The sequence below is a fragment of the Owariibacterium komagatae genome (assembly GCF_045865535.1).
Lineage (GTDB): Bacteria > Bacillota > Clostridia > Oscillospirales > Ruminococcaceae > Ruthenibacterium > Ruthenibacterium komagatae.
In genome coordinates this window covers 3,504,918-3,522,576 of the sequence record NZ_AP031406.1, presented here as the reverse complement: position 1 = coordinate 3,522,576, position 17,659 = coordinate 3,504,918, and the positions used below count along the sequence as shown (strand labels likewise).

General features: G+C 50.6%; 18 protein-coding genes. 6 read left to right on the top strand and 12 right to left on the bottom strand.

Going from position 1 to position 17,659, the window contains the following annotated elements:
- Positions 1-11 precede the first annotated feature (11 nt).
- The 6 genes from ACKTS9_RS17570 to ACKTS9_RS17545 all read left to right on the top strand — a co-directional run bounded on the left by ACKTS9_RS17570 (position 12) and on the right by ACKTS9_RS17545 (position 8,070).
- The gene (locus ACKTS9_RS17570; RefSeq protein WP_349216111.1) at positions 12-1,076 is read left to right on the top strand and encodes a galactose/methyl galactoside ABC transporter permease MglC; all 1,065 of its coding nucleotides are present in this window, start codon (positions 12-14) and stop codon (positions 1,074-1,076) included.
- A gap of 139 nt (positions 1,077-1,215) precedes the next feature.
- Positions 1,216-2,814, top strand: coding sequence for a response regulator transcription factor (locus ACKTS9_RS17565; RefSeq protein ID WP_407881960.1), 1,599 nt, complete (start codon positions 1,216-1,218; stop codon positions 2,812-2,814).
- Between the two features lie 14 nt (positions 2,815-2,828).
- Complete coding sequence (locus ACKTS9_RS17560; RefSeq protein ID WP_407881958.1) at positions 2,829-4,640, top strand: sensor histidine kinase; 1,812 nt, start codon at positions 2,829-2,831, stop codon at positions 4,638-4,640.
- Positions 4,637-5,566, top strand: coding sequence for a sugar ABC transporter substrate-binding protein (locus tag ACKTS9_RS17555; RefSeq protein ID WP_407881956.1), 930 nt, complete (start codon positions 4,637-4,639; stop codon positions 5,564-5,566). Before ACKTS9_RS17560 ends, ACKTS9_RS17555 begins: the two co-directional genes overlap by 4 nt.
- Entirely contained in the window at positions 5,523-6,563 is a 1,041-nt protein-coding gene (locus ACKTS9_RS17550; protein WP_407881954.1) for a galactose ABC transporter substrate-binding protein, read from the top strand. The genes ACKTS9_RS17555 and ACKTS9_RS17550 overlap by 44 nt, the downstream gene beginning before the upstream one ends.
- A gap of 127 nt (positions 6,564-6,690) precedes the next feature.
- On the top strand, positions 6,691-8,070 hold the full coding sequence (locus ACKTS9_RS17545) for an MATE family efflux transporter (protein WP_407881952.1): 1,380 nt from the start codon (positions 6,691-6,693) through the stop codon (positions 8,068-8,070).
- Between the two features lie 66 nt (positions 8,071-8,136).
- Here the strand turns inward: ACKTS9_RS17545 and ACKTS9_RS17540 are convergent, their stop codons facing one another.
- The 12 genes from ACKTS9_RS17540 to ACKTS9_RS17485 form a co-directional block, all read right to left on the bottom strand.
- Positions 8,137-8,610, bottom strand: coding sequence for a YbaK/EbsC family protein (locus ACKTS9_RS17540; RefSeq protein WP_407881950.1), 474 nt, complete (start codon positions 8,608-8,610; stop codon positions 8,137-8,139).
- A gap of 58 nt (positions 8,611-8,668) precedes the next feature.
- On the bottom strand, positions 8,669-9,094 hold the full coding sequence (locus ACKTS9_RS17535) for a CD1247 N-terminal domain-containing protein (protein WP_349216121.1): 426 nt from the start codon (positions 9,092-9,094) through the stop codon (positions 8,669-8,671).
- Between the two features lie 67 nt (positions 9,095-9,161).
- A complete protein-coding gene (gene efp / locus ACKTS9_RS17530; protein ID WP_349216123.1) occupies positions 9,162-9,719 on the bottom strand; it encodes an elongation factor P in 558 nt (185 codons plus the stop codon).
- A gap of 105 nt (positions 9,720-9,824) precedes the next feature.
- Positions 9,825-10,895 (bottom strand): M24 family metallopeptidase, encoded by a 1,071-nt coding sequence (locus ACKTS9_RS17525; protein WP_349216125.1) that lies wholly within the window; start codon positions 10,893-10,895, stop codon positions 9,825-9,827.
- Between the two features lie 21 nt (positions 10,896-10,916).
- Positions 10,917-11,456, bottom strand: coding sequence for a YqeG family HAD IIIA-type phosphatase (locus ACKTS9_RS17520; RefSeq protein WP_349216127.1), 540 nt, complete (start codon positions 11,454-11,456; stop codon positions 10,917-10,919).
- A 66-nt stretch (positions 11,457-11,522) separates the two neighbouring features.
- Entirely contained in the window at positions 11,523-11,699 is a 177-nt protein-coding gene (rpsU, locus tag ACKTS9_RS17515) for a 30S ribosomal protein S21 (protein WP_349216128.1), read from the bottom strand.
- A gap of 124 nt (positions 11,700-11,823) precedes the next feature.
- A complete protein-coding gene (gene leuS, locus ACKTS9_RS17510; protein WP_349216130.1) occupies positions 11,824-14,229 on the bottom strand; it encodes a leucine--tRNA ligase in 2,406 nt (801 codons plus the stop codon).
- 56 nt (positions 14,230-14,285) lie between these two features.
- Positions 14,286-14,639 (bottom strand): ribosome silencing factor, encoded by a 354-nt coding sequence (gene rsfS / locus ACKTS9_RS17505; protein ID WP_349216131.1) that lies wholly within the window; start codon positions 14,637-14,639, stop codon positions 14,286-14,288.
- A 22-nt stretch (positions 14,640-14,661) separates the two neighbouring features.
- Positions 14,662-16,056 (bottom strand): LCP family protein, encoded by a 1,395-nt coding sequence (locus tag ACKTS9_RS17500; protein WP_349216133.1) that lies wholly within the window; start codon positions 16,054-16,056, stop codon positions 14,662-14,664.
- 63 nt (positions 16,057-16,119) lie between these two features.
- Positions 16,120-16,683, bottom strand: coding sequence for a bis(5'-nucleosyl)-tetraphosphatase (symmetrical) YqeK (yqeK, locus tag ACKTS9_RS17495; RefSeq protein ID WP_407881944.1), 564 nt, complete (start codon positions 16,681-16,683; stop codon positions 16,120-16,122).
- Positions 16,684-16,715: 32 nt separating this feature from the next.
- On the bottom strand, positions 16,716-17,318 hold the full coding sequence (gene nadD, locus ACKTS9_RS17490) for a nicotinate (nicotinamide) nucleotide adenylyltransferase (protein WP_407881942.1): 603 nt from the start codon (positions 17,316-17,318) through the stop codon (positions 16,716-16,718).
- A gap of 11 nt (positions 17,319-17,329) precedes the next feature.
- Positions 17,330-17,632 (bottom strand): YhbY family RNA-binding protein, encoded by a 303-nt coding sequence (locus ACKTS9_RS17485; protein ID WP_349216136.1) that lies wholly within the window; start codon positions 17,630-17,632, stop codon positions 17,330-17,332.
- Positions 17,633-17,659 lie beyond the last annotated feature (27 nt).

Sequence of the window (17,659 nt, the reverse complement as noted above, 5' to 3'; positions counted from 1 at the left end):
GGCAATCATTCATGAGTAACGAATCCAAAGCGCTTGCCGCCAAAGCTCAGAAATTGAGCGGAAAACAAATCGGCAATGCTCTGCTCAACAACGCGCTGATTATCATCATGCTGCTGGTCGCTGTCTATGTTGCCATTACTCAGCCCAGCTTTTTGTCCGCCAGTTCTCTGATCAACCTTCTTTCCCTGACAGCTGCGTACCTTCCTGTTGCGCTCGGCATTGCCGGCTGTATCGTTTTGACCGGCACCGATCTGAGCGCAGGTCGTGCAGTCGGTATCACCGCCTGCATAGCTGCTTCTCTGCTGCAGAAATCCGACATTGCCAACAAGATGTGGACCGGAATCGGCGCCCTGCCCATTCCTCTTGTCATTCTCATCGTCGTGGCAATCGGCGCACTGATCGGTGCGTTCAACGGCTTCTTTGTGGCCAAGTTCAAACTGCATCCCTTCATCGTCACGCTGGCAACGCAGTTGATTCTGTACACCATTCTTCTGTTCTATGTTCAGGCGGGCAACAACAACGGTATGGCCATTTCCAGCCTGACGGACGAATATCGTAACTTCGTCGTTGGCAATCCTCCCCTTCTGAATTTTGCCGGCGGCAGCATTCAGATTCCCAACTACGTTATTTATGCAGTTCTGCTGACTGCTTTGATGTGGTTCATCTGGAACAAAACCACTTTTGGTAAAAACATGTTTGCACTGGGCGCCAACGAAGAGGCCGCCCGCGTTTCCGGTGTCAATGTCTTTATGACCACCATCGCTGTCTTCGCATTGGCAGGCGCCATGTATGGTTGGGCCGGTTTCGTGGAATCTGCCCGTATCGCTTCCAACACGGCCAACACCGGTGTGAACTATGAATTGGACGCTATCGCCGCTTGCGTTATCGGTGGTGTATCCTTCGTAGGCGGTATCGGTAAAATCAGCGGCATCGTCATCGGCGTTATCATGCTTCGTCTGATCTTTGTGGCACTTCCGTTGGTTGGCATGGATCAGAACCTGCAGTACGCCATTAAGGGCGGCATTATTCTTTTTGCCTGTGCATTGGACATGCGCAAATATCTGGTCAAAAAATAAGAAGTACTGTCGCACATTTCCTGTTCCGACTGAACGGCCGTTCGCCTTGGCGGACGGCCGTTTTTCAATAAAAGGGCGCCGGTCCCTGTACATCCGACCGGCTGATACGATATAATCATTTTGAAGGGGGACTGCGGACATGGAGGCTTATCGTGTTCTTCTGGTAGACGACGAGGAAGAGCTGCGTGCCGGAATCCGGCGAAAAATTGACTGGGACTCACTGGGCTTCAGTTTGTGCGGCGAGGCCGGGAATGGTCAGGACGCTCTGGAATTGGCCGAACATCTGAATCCGGACGTCGTTCTCACCGATATCAAAATGCCATTCATGGACGGATTGGAGCTATGCCGTCGCTTAAAGGAACAGCTGCCCGCCGTCCGCCTGATTGTTTTTTCAGGTTTTGATGACTTTGAATATGCCCGACAGGCCATCGGTATGAACGTGTTCGAATATCTTCTGAAACCCATCAATGCACTGGAACTTTCACAGGTTTTAGCCCGGCTTCATGCTGACATGGATACTCAGCGTGCCGAACAGCAGGATGTACAGGCCCTTCGGCAACGCTACGAAGACAGTCTTCCCCTTTTGCGTGGTCTGTTCTATGCACGTGTTCTGGACGGGCAGCTCAAGCCTTCCCAAATCAGCGAACGCGCAGCGCGCTACGAAATTTCACTGAATGGCGACAGCTGGGTGACAGCCCGCATCCATGTCAGTGCCTTGGGCGATGATCCGGATGAATTGATTCTTCTGTCTGTACAGGGATTTTTTCAGGAGAACTTTTCCCTATCCTGTTGCGACAGCCGATGGCTCTTGTACGACGACGATCTGGCTTTGCTCGCCTCTTTCCCGGGCACTGTTCAAATTTACTCGCTGATCCATGAACTGGAGCGCGTGCGTGCTATGGCGGAAAAGGTTTTACGTTTAAAGCTCACGGTTGGAATTGGCGCTCCGGTCAATGATTTTTCGCAGCTGATGCGTTCCGCCCAAGGCGCTTCTTCCGCCCTCGACTACCGCATGCTGCTGGGAACAGGGCGTACTTTGTACATCGGTGATTTGGAACCGCGTCAGACCGGCCAGCTGACTTTTGGAGAATCGGATGAACGTGAGTTGATCAATGCGGTAAAACTCGGCACGCCGGATACCGTCCGCCAGTTCCTGGGCGACATTATTCAGCGCGCACGAGAGACGACGCTAAGTCAGTATCAGTGTTTTTTCCTGGAGTTGCTCACCTGTCTGATCAAGCTTGCCCGAGCGGCTGACATTCCCATCGATTCTGTTTTTGGTCCCGGTTTTTCCGGCGCAGTACAGCTGACGGATTTTTCCTCGCCGGAGGAATTGGGACATTGGGTGGAAGAGCGTTGTCTCCGCCTGCAAACTGTATTCGGCCAACGGCGCACCGATACCACTCTTCGCGCAGTTGACAAGGCGCGTACATTTATCGCGCAGCATTATACGGACACAGAACTTTCTGTGGAAATGCTGTGCGACCATCTGCACCTTTCCCCTGCCTATTTCTCAACCCTTTTCAAAAGAGAAACCGGAATGAGCTTCACTGCCTATGTCACCAATGTGCGTATGGATGCAGCAGCAGAACTTCTGCGTAATACAGATGAAAAAACATATCTGATTGCTCAGCAGATTGGTTATTTGGACCCCAACTATTTCAGCTATGTTTTCAAGCGTCAGTACGGAACCAGCCCGTCCAAATACCGTGCTGAACATCGCCAATCAACACAATGAAAGGAGGATTGCCTGTGTTTGTGCGTTCTTTGATCGGAAGGCTATCGGCTTCCTATCGAAAAATGAGCATACGCCGCGTGATCTCCCTTTCTTTTACTGCTGTTTCTGTGGTAGGAATTTTGTTCATCGGCCTTTCGCTGGTGCTTCGTTATTCCGCCGCCACACAGCAAGTCGAGGCCAGCGCCAGTCAAAAAGTTCTGGAACAGGTCAAGCAAAGCATGGATAGTCATCTGCGCCGCATGATGCGCGTTTCCGACACCGTTTATTACCGTATCATCAAAAACGCGGATATTAACCAAGGAATCTCTCCCGAAAGCTTGGAACTTCTGTACGAAGAGAATCGGGATGACCTTGTTTCTATTGCGATTTTTGACCCTGCGGGCGATTTGGTGACGGCCACCCCTCTTTCTTCGCTCAAAGCGCAGGCACATGCCAGTCAGCAGGCCTGGTTTTCTGCCGCTCTTGGGCAAATTGAAAATATTCATTTTTCAACCCCGCACGTACAAAATCTGTTTGAATCGGCAGATGACCGCTATCGGTGGGTAATCTCTATCAGCCGCCAGGTGGAGCTAACGCGAGGCGGCACCACGGAAAGCGGTGTTCTGCTGGTAGACATGAATTTTTCCGGCGTGGAACAGATTTGCCGCAACGCCGAATTGACCGGCGGCGGATATCTCTATATCGTAGACCGCAACGGTGAAATCATTTATCATCCGCGTCAACAGTTGATTTACGCGGATCTGATTCAGGAAAACAATCAGGAAGCTGCTCTTTTGCCCGACGGCACCCATTGGGAAACCTTTCAAGGAGAACAACGCCAGATTACTGTCAAGACGGTGGGTTACACCGGATGGAAACTGGTTGGCGTTGTTCCGGCTAACGGATTGCGCGGAAGCACCGGTCAGCTGATTCTATTTGTCATTTCTGTGCTTCTGTTTTCCATTTTCCTTTTAATTTTTATCAATTCACGCCTGTCGGCCCACATCACTGAACCCATTCTGGAATTGGACCGTGCGGTCAACGACATTCAAAAGCTCGGGCAGCTGCCTGAAGTCACGGACAGCGGCTGCTATGAGGTGCAGCGACTGGAACACTCCATTCGTTCAATGGTCTCTACAATGCGCCACCTGATGGATGACATCATTCGGCAGGAGCAAGATAAGCGCCGTTCTGAGCTGGAAGTTCTCCAGTCTCAAATCAACCCCCACTTTTTGTATAATACGCTGGACTCTGTGATCTGGCTGACCGAAAGTGGGCGGTATGATGATGCCATCCAGATGGTCACTTCTCTTGGACGCCTCTTTCGTATTTCACTCAGCCGCGGCAAGAGCATCATTCCTCTGTCGGACGAGCTGGAGCATGCCAACCATTACATGACCATTCAGAAAATCCGATACAAAAACAAATTTTCATTTACAATTCACGCAGAACCGGATACTGCTGGATTGTACTCCTTAAAATTGATCGTGCAACCCATTCTTGAAAATGCCATTTATCACGGTATGGCGGCAGCGGATGATGACGGTGAAATCACGGTCCACGCATGGCGCGACGGTGATGATCTTATCATCGATGTTTCTGACAACGGATTGGGGATGCCACAGGAAGTGGTGGAGAGTCTTCTGGATGAACGCAAACCTCTTGAGCGCAGTAAAGGTTCCGGAATCGGCGTACGAAATGTTCACCGTCGTATCGGTCTGACCTTTGGGGTTCAATACGGATTGACGTTCCACAGTGAACCGGATGAGGGAACCACCGTGCGTATCCGTCTGCCTGCGTTGACACAACCGCCGGATGATATTGATGCAAGGGAGGCGAAGCCTTGAAACAGAGGGAGTACCGTTGGTGGCAAATGCTCGTTCTGGTCGTTCTGGCCGCCGCTACCGTTCTTAGTCTTGTTATCCCGGAGCGATTTCTTGTAGGCCCCGATCCAAAGCGCGTTGAGGTATCCATTTTGATTCGCCAGACAGACAACACCTTCTGCGCCACAGCTCGCCAGGGAATGGAGCAGGCTGCCGAAGATCTTGGAGCAGAGCTTCGTTTTCTCACACTTCCTGAGGACAACGACAGTGACGCTCAAATCGAACTTCTGCGCCGGGAGATCGACGTTGGAGTGGATGCCGCAGTCGTGGCTCCGGTCGACTGCGAGAAACTGGCTCTTTTCCTGGGGGACACTCCGCCGATTCCTGTTGTTTCCATCGAGTCTCCGGTCGACGGTACGTCAGCTGGTGTGTACCCCAACAACGAACAGGCCGGGCAGCTTTTGGCAGAGCAGCTGATCAGCGATTTCCCGGATGGTGGACAAGTTTTGTTGGTAAACAGCTGTCCGGGAGCCGTCGGTCTCTCCACGCGCCTGGAATGCGCGCAGAAGCTGCTGCAGGACGCGGGATTCTCTATCGCGGTATGCAATGGCTTCTCCACTCAAAAGTTGCTGGAAAAAGCCGATTTCGTTGTATGTTTTGAGGCGCAGGCTTTGGACATAGCTGTTCAACAATCTTTCGAGTGTGCAGCTCCACCCAAAATTTACGGAGCAGGTGTGACTGATTCCGTCGTTGCTCAAGTAGAGCGAGGTCAAATCTCAGTGCTCGCAGCCTGGAGCGAATATGCGGTCGGCTATTTATCAGTGACACAAGCCGTAGCTGCTGCCAGGAATCAATCAGTGGAAGATTATCTGCTTCCCGTGTCCATCGTTCAGGAGGGAAATACTTATGACCCGGACCATCAAAAGCTTCTTTATCCGATTGCTGGCTAGTGCCTTGGTGCTTTTTCTCTGTCTGATGGCCACCGGCTGTATTTTCCCTATTCAAAAAGAGACGGAAACACTCCGCATCGGCGTGGCAGTTTATCTGCAGGAAGATACCTTTATCGGTACGTTGGTACAAGATCTGGAACGGCTGGCACAGGAACGTGAGACCGAAGAGGATTTGAAAATCAACATCAATGTTGTAGACGGCCGCGGCTCACAAACAACTCAAAATGATCAGATTGACCGGCTGATTGCCCTCAATTACGATGTATTGTGTGTAAATATCGTGGATCGCACTTCCGCCGCTGTACTGATTGACAAGGCGCAGGAAGCTGGCATTCCTATCATTTTCTTCAACCGTGAACCGGTAGAGGAAGATTTGCTTCGCTGGGAACACGTTTACTACGTGGGAGCTATGGCGGAAGACTCCGGAGTTCTGCAGGGCGAGATTATTCTGGATTATTGGAGCAAACAGAAAGAACGCGTGGACCGCAACGGCGATAACATTCTTCAATATGTGATGCTTGAAGGAGAACCCGGTCACCAGGACGCACTTCTCCGCACAGAATATTCTGTTCAGACATTGAGCAGCGCCGGTGTAAACGTAGAAAAAATCGCCAGTGAAACAGCCAACTGGGATCGTACACAGGCCGCAGCCCGTATGACGCAATGGCTTCAGGAGTATGGGACCAGCATTGAAGCCGTCATTTCCAACAATGATGACATGGCTTTGGGTGCGATTGACAGCCTGAAAAACGCAGAAATTCCAAAAGAGGAAATGCCATTAATCGTCGGGGTAGACGCCACTGCTCCTGCGCTGGATGCCATCAAAAACGGCACATTGCAAGGAACAGTCCTCAATGACGCAGACGGAATTGCGCAGGCACTTCTTTCTCTTTCAATGGCTCTCGCCAGTGGCGAAGACCCTTCGCAAGTCGTGGAGTTGGAAAATGCTCATTATGTATGGCTTCCTTACCAGCCCATTACCGGAACCTTTTCTTAAAAAAGATGTGACCTGCCCAGCAGGTCACATCTTTTTTGTGAAAAAATACTTCCAAGCATTGTTCTGTCTTATATTTATAGGTAAAACTCTGTTACAATAACGTTATAAAAAATCAGGAGATGAATCCATGCCTCAACTTGATCAAAAAACCGTCCTTTTTGAACAAACCGCAATTCCCCGCGCGGTAGCACAGCTGGCGATCCCCACAATTCTCAGTTCCCTTGTGATGGTCATTTACAATCTGGCTGATACATATTTTGTGGGAATGCTGAACGATCCGGTGCAAAATGCCGCTGTCACGCTGGCAGCACCTGTTTTGCTCGCTTTCAATGCAATCAACAACCTTTTCGGCGTGGGCAGTTCCAGCATGATGAGCCGTGCGCTCGGGCGGAAAGACTATGAAACGGTTTCACGCAGTTCTGCATTTGGTTTTTACTGCACATTGCTCTGCGGAATTCTCTTCTCTGCCCTTTGCATTGTGTTTCGCACACCTCTTCTCGTTCTGTTGGGCGCAGATGAAGTAACCATGGAAGCAACTGCCGGCTATATGCTCTGGACCGTTCAATGCGGTGCTACACCTGCGATTTTGAATGTTGTTATGGCATATCTCGTCCGGGCAGAAGGAAGCGCCCTGCACGCCAGTATCGGCACCATGAGCGGCTGTCTGCTGAACATCGTACTTGACCCTATTTTTATTCTTCCCTGGGGGCTGAATCTGGGAGCGGCCGGCGCAGGCCTTGCCACCCTGATTTCCAACTGTGCAGCCTGTGTTTATTTCCTGATTCTCCTCTTTGTCAAGCGCAAGCGCACCTTCGTGTGCCTGAACCCGAAAAAGTTCACGTTTGAAAAAGAAATTGTTACAGGTGTCTGTGGTGTGGGAATTCCGGCAGCGATCCAGAACCTTTTGAATGTTACCGGAATGACCATTCTGAACAATTTTACGTCTGCATACGGTGCCAATGCTGTAGCCGCTATGGGCATCACTCAAAAAATCAACATGGTCCCCATGTATATCTCCATGGGCCTTTCTCAAGGCATTATGCCTTTGGTCAGTTACAACTACGCCAGCGGCAATATTCGCCGGATGAAACGAACTGTTTTGTTTGCTGTCCGTTCTGCCTTATTGCTCATTCTTATTGTATCTGCATGTTATTTTGTGATGCCCGGAACCTTCATTTTCCTATTCATGCAAAATGAAGAGATCATCTCTTACGGGTCCCAATTTTTGCGTGGCTTCTGTCTGGGTCTTCCTTTTCTGTGCGTGGATTTTCTCGCAGTCGCCGTGTTCCAAGCTGTCGGGATGGGAAAAGCAGCTCTTGCATTCGCCATTTTGCGTAAAATCGTACTGGAGATCCCTGCGCTGTGCATTCTCAACTGGCTCTTCCCGCTTTATGGACTGGCCTACGCTCAGCTGACTGCGGAAGCCGTTCTCTCCGTAGCAGCCATTATCGTTCTTGCACGGCTCTTCCGAAATTTGGAAAGTTCCCACTCTTCCTCTAATGCTTAAATATCCAAAAGCGGCGCACTGTCCCACAGACAGTACGCCGCTTTTACATAATTCCGATTGCATCAATCAGATCTGCCATCCCTTACATACATCGACCCAGCCCTCTGCTTCCGATGCCCGTTCCAATTCATCCGGCGTCAGACGCACTGCACTGGCAGCATTTCCAGCAGCCGGAAATACGGTTTCAAAACGGCGCAGCGACTGATCCAAATAAACATGTACGCCCTCTTTGATTGCAAAAGGACATACACCGCCTACTGCATGCCCTACACGCACTGGCACCTCATCGTGTGCAAGCATTTTGGCCTTCGTACCAAAGCGTACCTTGTACTTCGCATTATCAATCTTCGCGTCACCTGCCGCCACGATTAAAATGCATTCATCTCCTACTGCAAACGACAAAGTCTTGGCAATACGCGCAGGTTCGCAATGATTTGCAGCGGCCGCCAGTTCCACGGTCGCACTGGACTGCGAAAACTCAATGATTCGATCTGCCAAGCCTCGCTCGCGAAGATAATTCCGAACGGTTTCAATGGACATTTTCTCACTCCCTAAAAAAGGGCGCGCCCTATGGCACGCCCTTTTTCATCTTTCAAAATTATTCTTCCGATTCCTCGGCGGCGTCTTCCTCTTCACTGAAATCCACTTCGAATTTCGTGCCGCAGTTCGGGCAGGCCAAATTCTCATCCGCCAGCATATCCTCATCTACGCAGACCACTTCGCCACAGTTGGGGCAAGTAATCTCATACAGGCCCGCCTCATATTCTTCGTCGTAATCGTCCTCGTCTTCATCGTCATCTTCATCGCCATAAACGCAGGACTCCACGTCTTCCAAATCCTCGCTCAAAGCGTCCACTTCATCGTACAGCTGATCAACGTCTTCATCGATCTGCACCACAGAATCCGCCATCTGATCCAGCAGCTCTACAACTGCGTTCAGAACTTTTCCCTCTTTTGTGGTGACGTCGAATTCCATGCCTTCCATCAGGCCTTTGATAAACGCAACTTTCTCTTTCAGTTCCATTGTTCTATTGCCTCCTTTAACACAACAGGCAAGGCCGTAGCCGGTCTTGCCTGTGTAAAATCTTTTCTTACGCGCGCTCCATATACTCGCCCGTACGAGTGTCGATACGAATCATGTCACCCTCATTGATGAACAGCGGCACACGGATTTCCGCGCCCGTCTCCAGCGTAGCGGGTTTGAGAGTATTTGTGGCGGTGTTGCCCTTCACGCCCGGCTCGGTCTTTGTGACCTCCAGGACCACAAAGTTCGGCGCCTCTACACCAAATACCTTGCCTTTGTAGGAAAGGACTTTGCAAACTTCGTTTTCCTTAACAAACTTGAAAGCCTCACCCAGCTCAGATTCATTCAGGGGGATCTGCTCATACGTCTCATTGTCCATGAAATAGTACAGACCGCCGTCCTCGTAAGAATAGGTCATCTCACGACGCTCAATAAACGCAGTGGGGAATTTGGCCGTGGGGTTATACGTTTTTTCAACCACAGAACCAGTAATGACGTTGCGGATTTTTGTGCGGACAAAGGCCGCGCCCTTTCCGGGTTTTACATGCTGAAATTCTACGATCTGATAAACGTTGCCGTCTTCTTCAAACGTGATGCCGTTGCGAAATTCGCCAGCAGAAACCATAAATTACATCCTCCATAACTTTTCATGGACACATTGGTACCATAATGTTCTATATAAGATTTTACAGGAAAAGCCTGCGTTTTGCAACCCCTTGTCCCTGTATTTTTACAGGATAATCAGGTTTTTATCGCTCTTGCCCAGGATCTCGCAGCCACCGTCCCGAACAATGATTGTATCCTCGATGCGAACGCCAAATTTTCCTTCCAGATAAATACCCGGCTCGATGGTCATCATCATACCTGCTTTGACCACACTTTCACAGGTGGGGCTGTAACGGGGATTCTCATGAATTTCAATGCCCACTGCATGTCCCAAACCGTGTCCAAAGCAGCCCTGATATCCAGCTTCATTAATGATATCACGAGCAATTTTGTCCACGTCGCAGCCACGCATGCCGGCCTTGGCCTGTTCGCAGCACGCCAGCTGTGCTTTCAAGACTGTGTCATACACTTTCTTCTGCTCCTCGGATACATGGCCTACCGCAATTGTACGGGTCATATCCGTGCAGTAACCATCCACATTTGCGCCGTAATCCATCGTAATGAAGTCACCATCACGGATAATGTTATCGCCAGGCACACCGTGCGGAAGGCTGGTCTTGGCTCCTGTTACCAAAATGGTGGGGAACGCAAGTTTTCCGGCTCCGTGGCTGCGCATGAACATTTCCATCTCCAGTGCTACATCGATCTCGCGCATACCCGGTTTGATATATCCCAGAATATGGTCAAAGCAAGCGTCAGTAATCACCTGAGCTCTGCGCATGGCATCAATTTCATCTTCCCCTTTGATGGCACGAATCTCATCCACGGTGTTCGACAGGATGGGGCTCACGTCCACTTCAATTCCGGGCAGCACCGCACGCACCTCATCCGCATAGGCCACTGTCGCCTTATTTTCCATGTACAGATGCTTTACGTTGTGACTTTCCAGAATCTCACGAACTTGTGCCAAAGCGTCTTTTTGCAAAACGACTTGTGCTTCTTTCACTTCCGCGTTGGCAATTTCAATGTAACGCGAGTCAATAATAAAATACGTCTCCTGCGGTAAAATCAAAACCGTACCCGCGTCGCTTGAGTCAAAGTTCAAAAAATAGAAACGATTGACTTCTGTGGAAATAAGCGCCGCCTCAAATCCGGCCGGCATCGCAGAAATCAGTTTTTCAGTGCGCTGCTTCATACAAAACCGCTCTTCTTTCTTTTATAAAATATTGCCGCCTTTTTTGCGATAACGCGCTAAAAGCGGACGTTCCAACACACGTTTCAAACGAATGCTCGGTTTGATATCCCGATACATCGGTTTGCACAAAAGCACCGGAATGCCGTAAAAGTTTGCGCCGACAGCATCGGTAAAGACCTGGTCCCCTACCAGCGCCACTTCCTTTTTCGACACTCCCATTTTTTTACGCGCCCGTGCCAGCCCCCACGGAGCTGGTTTGCAGCAAAAAGAAACATGTTCCACTCCGATGGCCTTGGCGAACGGAGCGACACGCTTTTCAAAATTATTTGAAGCAATGGCCAGCAAGATACCTGCTTGCTTCATTTCGTTTAACCATTTCTCCACATGCTCCGGCAATTCCTGACTGCCATGGCCGGTCAGCGTGTTGTCCACATCCAGAATCAACGCCCTGATTCCATGTTCTTTCAGGTATTCAGGCGTGATGGATGCCACGGACCGAAACATTTGTGTGGGCATAAAAACGGGCACGCCAAGTGCTCCCCTTTCTTCATCTGGATCCATAAAAACACAAAAAGCGGACCCCTTAAAAGAGGCCCGCTCATCGCGTAGTTACCGCGTGTCCGCAACTTATTTATACTTGCGCTTGCGGGCAGCTTCGGATTTTTTCTTGCGCCGCACAGAGGGCTTCTCATACGCCTCGCGTTTACGCACTTCAGCCAACACGCCAGCACGCGCAGTTGAGCGTTTAAAACGACGCAGCGCGCTCTCCAGCGATTCGCCTTCTTTTACTCGAATTTCCGACATCTTGTTCCCTCCCTTAACCTTTGAGGTAGGAACTGCTTCTCTTAAACGATGCTCTGCACAATTTCAAGAACAGCAGCTACCTTAGATTATACAATGTCGAGGGCACACCTGTCAATATTTTCTTTCACTTCACAGCGATATTTACAAGTTTGCCAGGGACATAGATTTCTTTGCAGATTGTTTTTCCTTCTACCAGTTTCGCAACCACTTCATCGGCCTTTGCTGCAGCAATCGCATCGTCCTTTGAAATATTGGCAGGCACCACCAATTTGGCACGTACTTTACCGTTGACCTGAACGGCAATCTCCACGGTGCTGTCCACACATTTGGCTTCATCAAAGGCGGGCCACTGTGCATGAGCAATCTGTCCCTCGAATCCCAGCTGTTGCCACATTTCTTCTGTCATATGCGGAGCAAAGGGATTCAAAAGGATCAGCAGTGTACGCACTTCACCCTTGGTAACGCTCTTCTGGTCGTAGATTTCGTTCAGCAGACTCATCATCGCAGCAATGGCGGTGTTCATCTTCAAGACTTCGATATCTTCCGTCACTTTTTTAATGGTGCGGTGCATACTGCTTTCCAATTTCTGAGAATATCCGTCACCTTCCGCAACCATATCCATCAGACCCCACACACGCTCCAGGAAGCGGCGGCAGCCTTTGATGGAGGCCGTGTTCCAAGGTGCACTCTTCTCAAAGTCACCGATGAACATCTCATACAAGCGCATCGTATCAGCGCCGTACTCATTTACGATATCATCCGGATTCACTACATTGCCACGGCTCTTGGACATCTTCTCGCCGTTTTCACCCAAAATCATTCCGTGGCTGGTACGTTTGCGATAAGGCTCTGAATAGGGTACCACACCAATGTCATACAAAAATTTATGCCAGAAACGGCTGTACAGCAGATGCAAGGTAGTGTGTTCCATGCCACCATTGTACCAGTCCACCGGCCCCCAGTAAGCCAGCGCCTCTTTGGAAGCGAGCGCATCGTTGTTATGAGGATCCATATAACGCAGGAAATACCAGGAAGAGCCGGCCCATTGAGGCATGGTATCCGTCTCTCGTGTGGCGGGGCCTCCGCAGCACGGACAAGTGGTATTCACCCACTCTGTATGACGAGCCAGCGGACTCTCACCGTTTTCACCGGGTTCAAAATCTGTAATCTCCGGCAAACGCAGCGGAAGTTCGCTCTCCGGAATCGGCTGCCAACCACATTTTTCACAATGGACCATGGGGATAGGCTCGCCCCAGTAACGCTGGCGGCTGAACACCCAATCGCGCAATTTGAAATTGGTCTTCGGTGTGCCGACGCTCTGCTCACTCAGCCATTCTACAATGGCCTTCTTGGCCTGCTCTACGCTCATTCCGTCCAGGAAACCGGAATTCACCATGACTCCCGTGGCGCAGTCCGTAAACGCAGCTTTCTCCACATCGCCGCCCTTGACCACTTCGATAATTTCGCATCCAAATGCACGTGCAAAATCCCAGTCACGCTCATCATGCGCAGGCACTGCCATAATCGCACCGGTGCCATAACTAATGAGCACGTAATCGGAAATGAAAATCGGGATTTCTTTGCCATTGACCGGATTGATCGCATTCACACCGTCGAGTTTTACGCCGGTTTTCTCTTTTGCGAGCTCCGAACGTTCAAAATCGCTTTTCTTGGCCGCTTCCGCCTGATAAGCTTTTACCTCATCCATATTGCGGATCCGGTCTGCCCACTTCTCAATGGCAGGATGTTCCGGCGCAATGACCATGTAGGTTGCCCCGAACAGGGTATCCGGACGGGTCGTGTAAATCAACAACTCGTCTCCTGCAGTGGTTTTAAACTTCACCTCAGCACCATGGCTGCGGCCAATCCAGTTTTTCTGCTGCGTTTTTACGCGGGGGATGTAATCCAAATCATCCAGATCGTCCACGAGACGGTCCGCATAAGCGGTGATTTTCAGCATCCACTGACTCTTGACCTTGTGCGTGGTCTGAGCGCCGCACCGCTCACACTTGCCGTCTACAACCTCTTCGTTTGCCAGTACTACCTTACAGGAAGGGCACCAGTTCACGTTCATCTCTTTTTTATAGGCCAAACCCTTTTTGTACAGCTGCAAAAAGATCCACTGGGTCCATTTGTAATAATTGGGATCGGTGGTATTGATCTCACGGTCCCAATCAAAAGACAAACCAAGGCTTTTCAGCTGGCTTTTAAAGCGAGCCACATTTTTAGCGGTGACGATTTCCGGGTGGATGTGGTTTTTCATCGCATAGTTTTCCGTGGGCAGACCAAAAGCATCCCAGCCCATGGGGTACAGCACATTATAGCCCTGCAACCGTTTTTTACGCGCCACAATATCCAGCGCCGTATAGCTGCGCGGATGGCCTACATGCAGGCCCTGTCCGGAAGGATACGGAAATTCTACCAGTGCGTAGTATTTCGGAAGGGTATAATCCTGTTTGGCCGCAAAGGTATGTTCCTCGTCCCAAATCTTCTGCCATTTCTGCTCGACTTGTTTAAAATCGTACTTCATGTTTTTCACATCCAAAAAAGATTTATCCCACACGGGCTGACACCCGCGTATCTGCCTTATTCTTCCACAAAATCCAGCGGCACGTTTTCGCCGTCCGCCCAAAGATGATCCAAATCATAAAACTCGCGTGCATCCGGGCTGAACACATGAACAATCACACTGCCATAGTCCAGAATAAACCAGTTCTGTGTATTGAATCCTTCCGTTCGGATGGGTGCGATTCCCTGTTCCTTCAGCTGAAATTCTGCCTCTTCCGCCAAACTCTTCACATGAGTCGAAGACGTGCCGGACGCAATGACAAAATAATCCGCCATCACCGTGAGGTCGTGGACGCGCAGCACTTTCACGCGCGTAGCTTTTTTCTTATCCAAAATTGCGGCGATTTGAATCGCCAAATCCTTGGGTTCCATAAACTCTCCTAACTTTCTTTCATTACGCCGCCGACTGCGTGCTTCCGCTGTCCACCGCATCCTGCGTCTCATCGTAATCTGCAACCGTACCATCGGTGCCCATCTGGCTCATTTCGGGATCTACCACAGCGCCCATTTCCGAAACAGGTGCCGGTAGCTGAATGTTCAGCTCTTCTGCGCTGACCGGAGCGTCTGCCGGGCGGAAATACTCATTGAGGAAATCCGCAGTTTCCTGAATTGCAATACCGGATACCCAGTTGACCCCGTCCGCTTTCACCTGCGTTCCATACACCGGCAAGCGGCCCATCAAAATGTTCTCTGCCGGCACGTTCAGTGCCGCCACGCCCAATGCAGCACAGTCCAACGGACTGATATCCGTTTCCACATACTGCAGGAATACCGGCATCAGCTTCACCATTTCCTGCCAGCTCATCGTCATCATGTACTTAAACAGGGCGGCATAGAAGTAACGCTGATTGTTCAAACGGTCCAAGTCACCACGAGGTGTAGCGCTGGAGTCCTTGCGCTGCCGGAGGAAAAATTCCAGCTCTTCGCCCTGAAGCCAATGGTAACCCTGTTCCAGACGGCTGCCATTGTATTCCATCGTAACCGGGATATAAACTTCCAGCGCGAACTGATCGCCCAGCGCAGTCATCATTCCCTTCAGCATCTGCATATCGATAACGACATAATCGTCCACCGGCAAATTCAGCTGATCATACAAAACCTGTGCCAGATTCTGTACACGGTTCTCCTGATCTTCCCCGTGTGCGTACAAGGCATTGATGCGTCCGGTGCCGCCAGTGGGCAAATCGGTTCCCACATAGGTATCACGAGGAATTTGCAGCATGTGCACCGTATTTTCCGTTTTGTTGAACTGCACATACAGAATCATATCCGTATTGCCATTCTTGCTTCGCTGTACGCCCAACGCCTCTTCTTCGGGGTTGTCATCATAGTCGATTCCCAGCACAAGAATATTGGTCAAATCCTTACCGTACTCCGGCGGTGTGGCGATTTCTTCCGTCAGAGAACCGCTTTCCTGCGGCTTCAGAGAATCGGCCACATACCAATAAAATGCACCCAATGCGCCTGTCACCATCAGTACCACAACTAAAAAAGCCGCCAATACCTTTTTGCCTGTACTGCCCTTTTTCCTTCTGCGTCGACTGGTAACGGGAGCATGCGGATCTGCCGCTCGCGCTGAATTGCTGCGCACGGGCTGAGCCGTACGGGAACGCTGCGCAGCAGATGCTCCGCTGCGAGCTGCAGATGGCGCAGCAGACGAACGATGCACCGGCCGCTCAGCGGCCTGGTCATATGCTTTTCGGCTTGCAGCGCTGGCCGCACTGGAGCGGCGCGGTGCGCGCTGTGCGCGGGAAAGATTGATCTGACGAGGTCTGTTTGTATTTCTCAATAGAAATTCCCCTCCATGGGCAGTCTGTTTTCCGTACGGTCTTTGGCGGACAGCTTTCAAATTTTAAAAAGAGACTCCTGCTCCGCCGTAATATTGCTGGCGCTGTTGCGCATAAGCGGCCAGCGAATACTCATCTACATTCTTACCGCCAGCCTTCAGCCAGGCGATGGACATTCCCAAGCCTTCGATCGTACCACGGTCCAAATTTTCCAGGACATGCGCACGCAGCGAAGCCGCCTCCGGATAGTTTCTCTCGTAACTGGCCATATCTGCCATATAAATAATCTTGTCCAATTTGCTCATGTTCAGCTTACCCGTTGTATGGCATCGAATGGCAGACAAAATCTCCTCATCCTCAATACCATACTCTGTTTTCGCCAAAATGGCCGCAACGATACCATGCCAAACAGCAGGCGCACGTTGCAGTGCATTATCAGACATTATATCATTTTCGCGCAAAATCTGCAACAACCGATCCTTCGGCAGCTCCTTTGCGATGTCATGCAGATAAGCCGCCAAAGCTGCTTTGTCCTCATCCACGCCATTGCGGCGAGCCAATTCCACCGCCAGCTTTTTCACATTGCTGGTATGCTCATAGCGCTTTTCACTGAGATTCTTTTTCGCCAAACGCTTGGCTTCCTGAACGGAAATCATGAAATTTACACTTCCCTTTCTTCCGGCTGATACAAAGCGTACCGATCGATCATTTCTTCCACGCTTGCAGGCACCAGTCCATCCAAAGGCTCACCCCTCTGAACCCTGCTTCGAATCTGGGTGCTGGAGATTTCCAAAATACGGGCGGGTGCAAACAAAATCCGCCCGCCCTCCTGTTCCAAGTCGCGCGCAAAAGCATGCAGAGGCTGCACATCTTCTCCCCGACGACTGTGAACCACCAGGACCATTTTCTGAAGAAGTTCCCGGTAGCCGTGCCATTTTCGGAAATAGAGGAGCATATCGCTTCCCATGGAAAAGTAAAGTGTCCCATCAGGATAACGACGATACATTTCATTTACGGTATCCAGCGTATAACTTTTCCCGCCGCGCAAAATCTCCGTATCATCCAGCAAGATCTGCCTGTCCACGTCTAAAAAACACTGACACATTGCCAGCCGAATTCCTGCCGGCGTGGCACTTGCATGCTTGTGCGGTGGAGTACCCGCAGGCTCTACCACCACAAGATCGGGCTGTACTGCAGCCATCGCACCACGCAGCAATTCCATATGGCCGTTGTGGGGCGGATCAAATGTTCCCCCAAACAGCAAAATCCGGCGGCTCATTTGACTGCGATTAAATCCGCATACCGGCTGTCCTTTTTCTTTTGTTTGTACAAAACGAACTTGGAGCCGATTACCTGGACGCTGTCCGCACCAGTCTTCTCCGCCAAAATCGCAGCCGCTTCTTTCGCGGAATACATGCTGGATTCCAAAACCCGCATTTTGATCAGTTCTCTTGCATTCAGGCACTCCAGTGTGGAGTTGACCAACGTTTCATCGATCTCGCCTTTTCCCACCTGAAAAACCACATCCAGGTTCTGCGCTTCTCTGCGCAGGATCGCGCGTTGCTTACTTGTCAGCATAGTTTGATTCCTCTCCATTTTATTGTT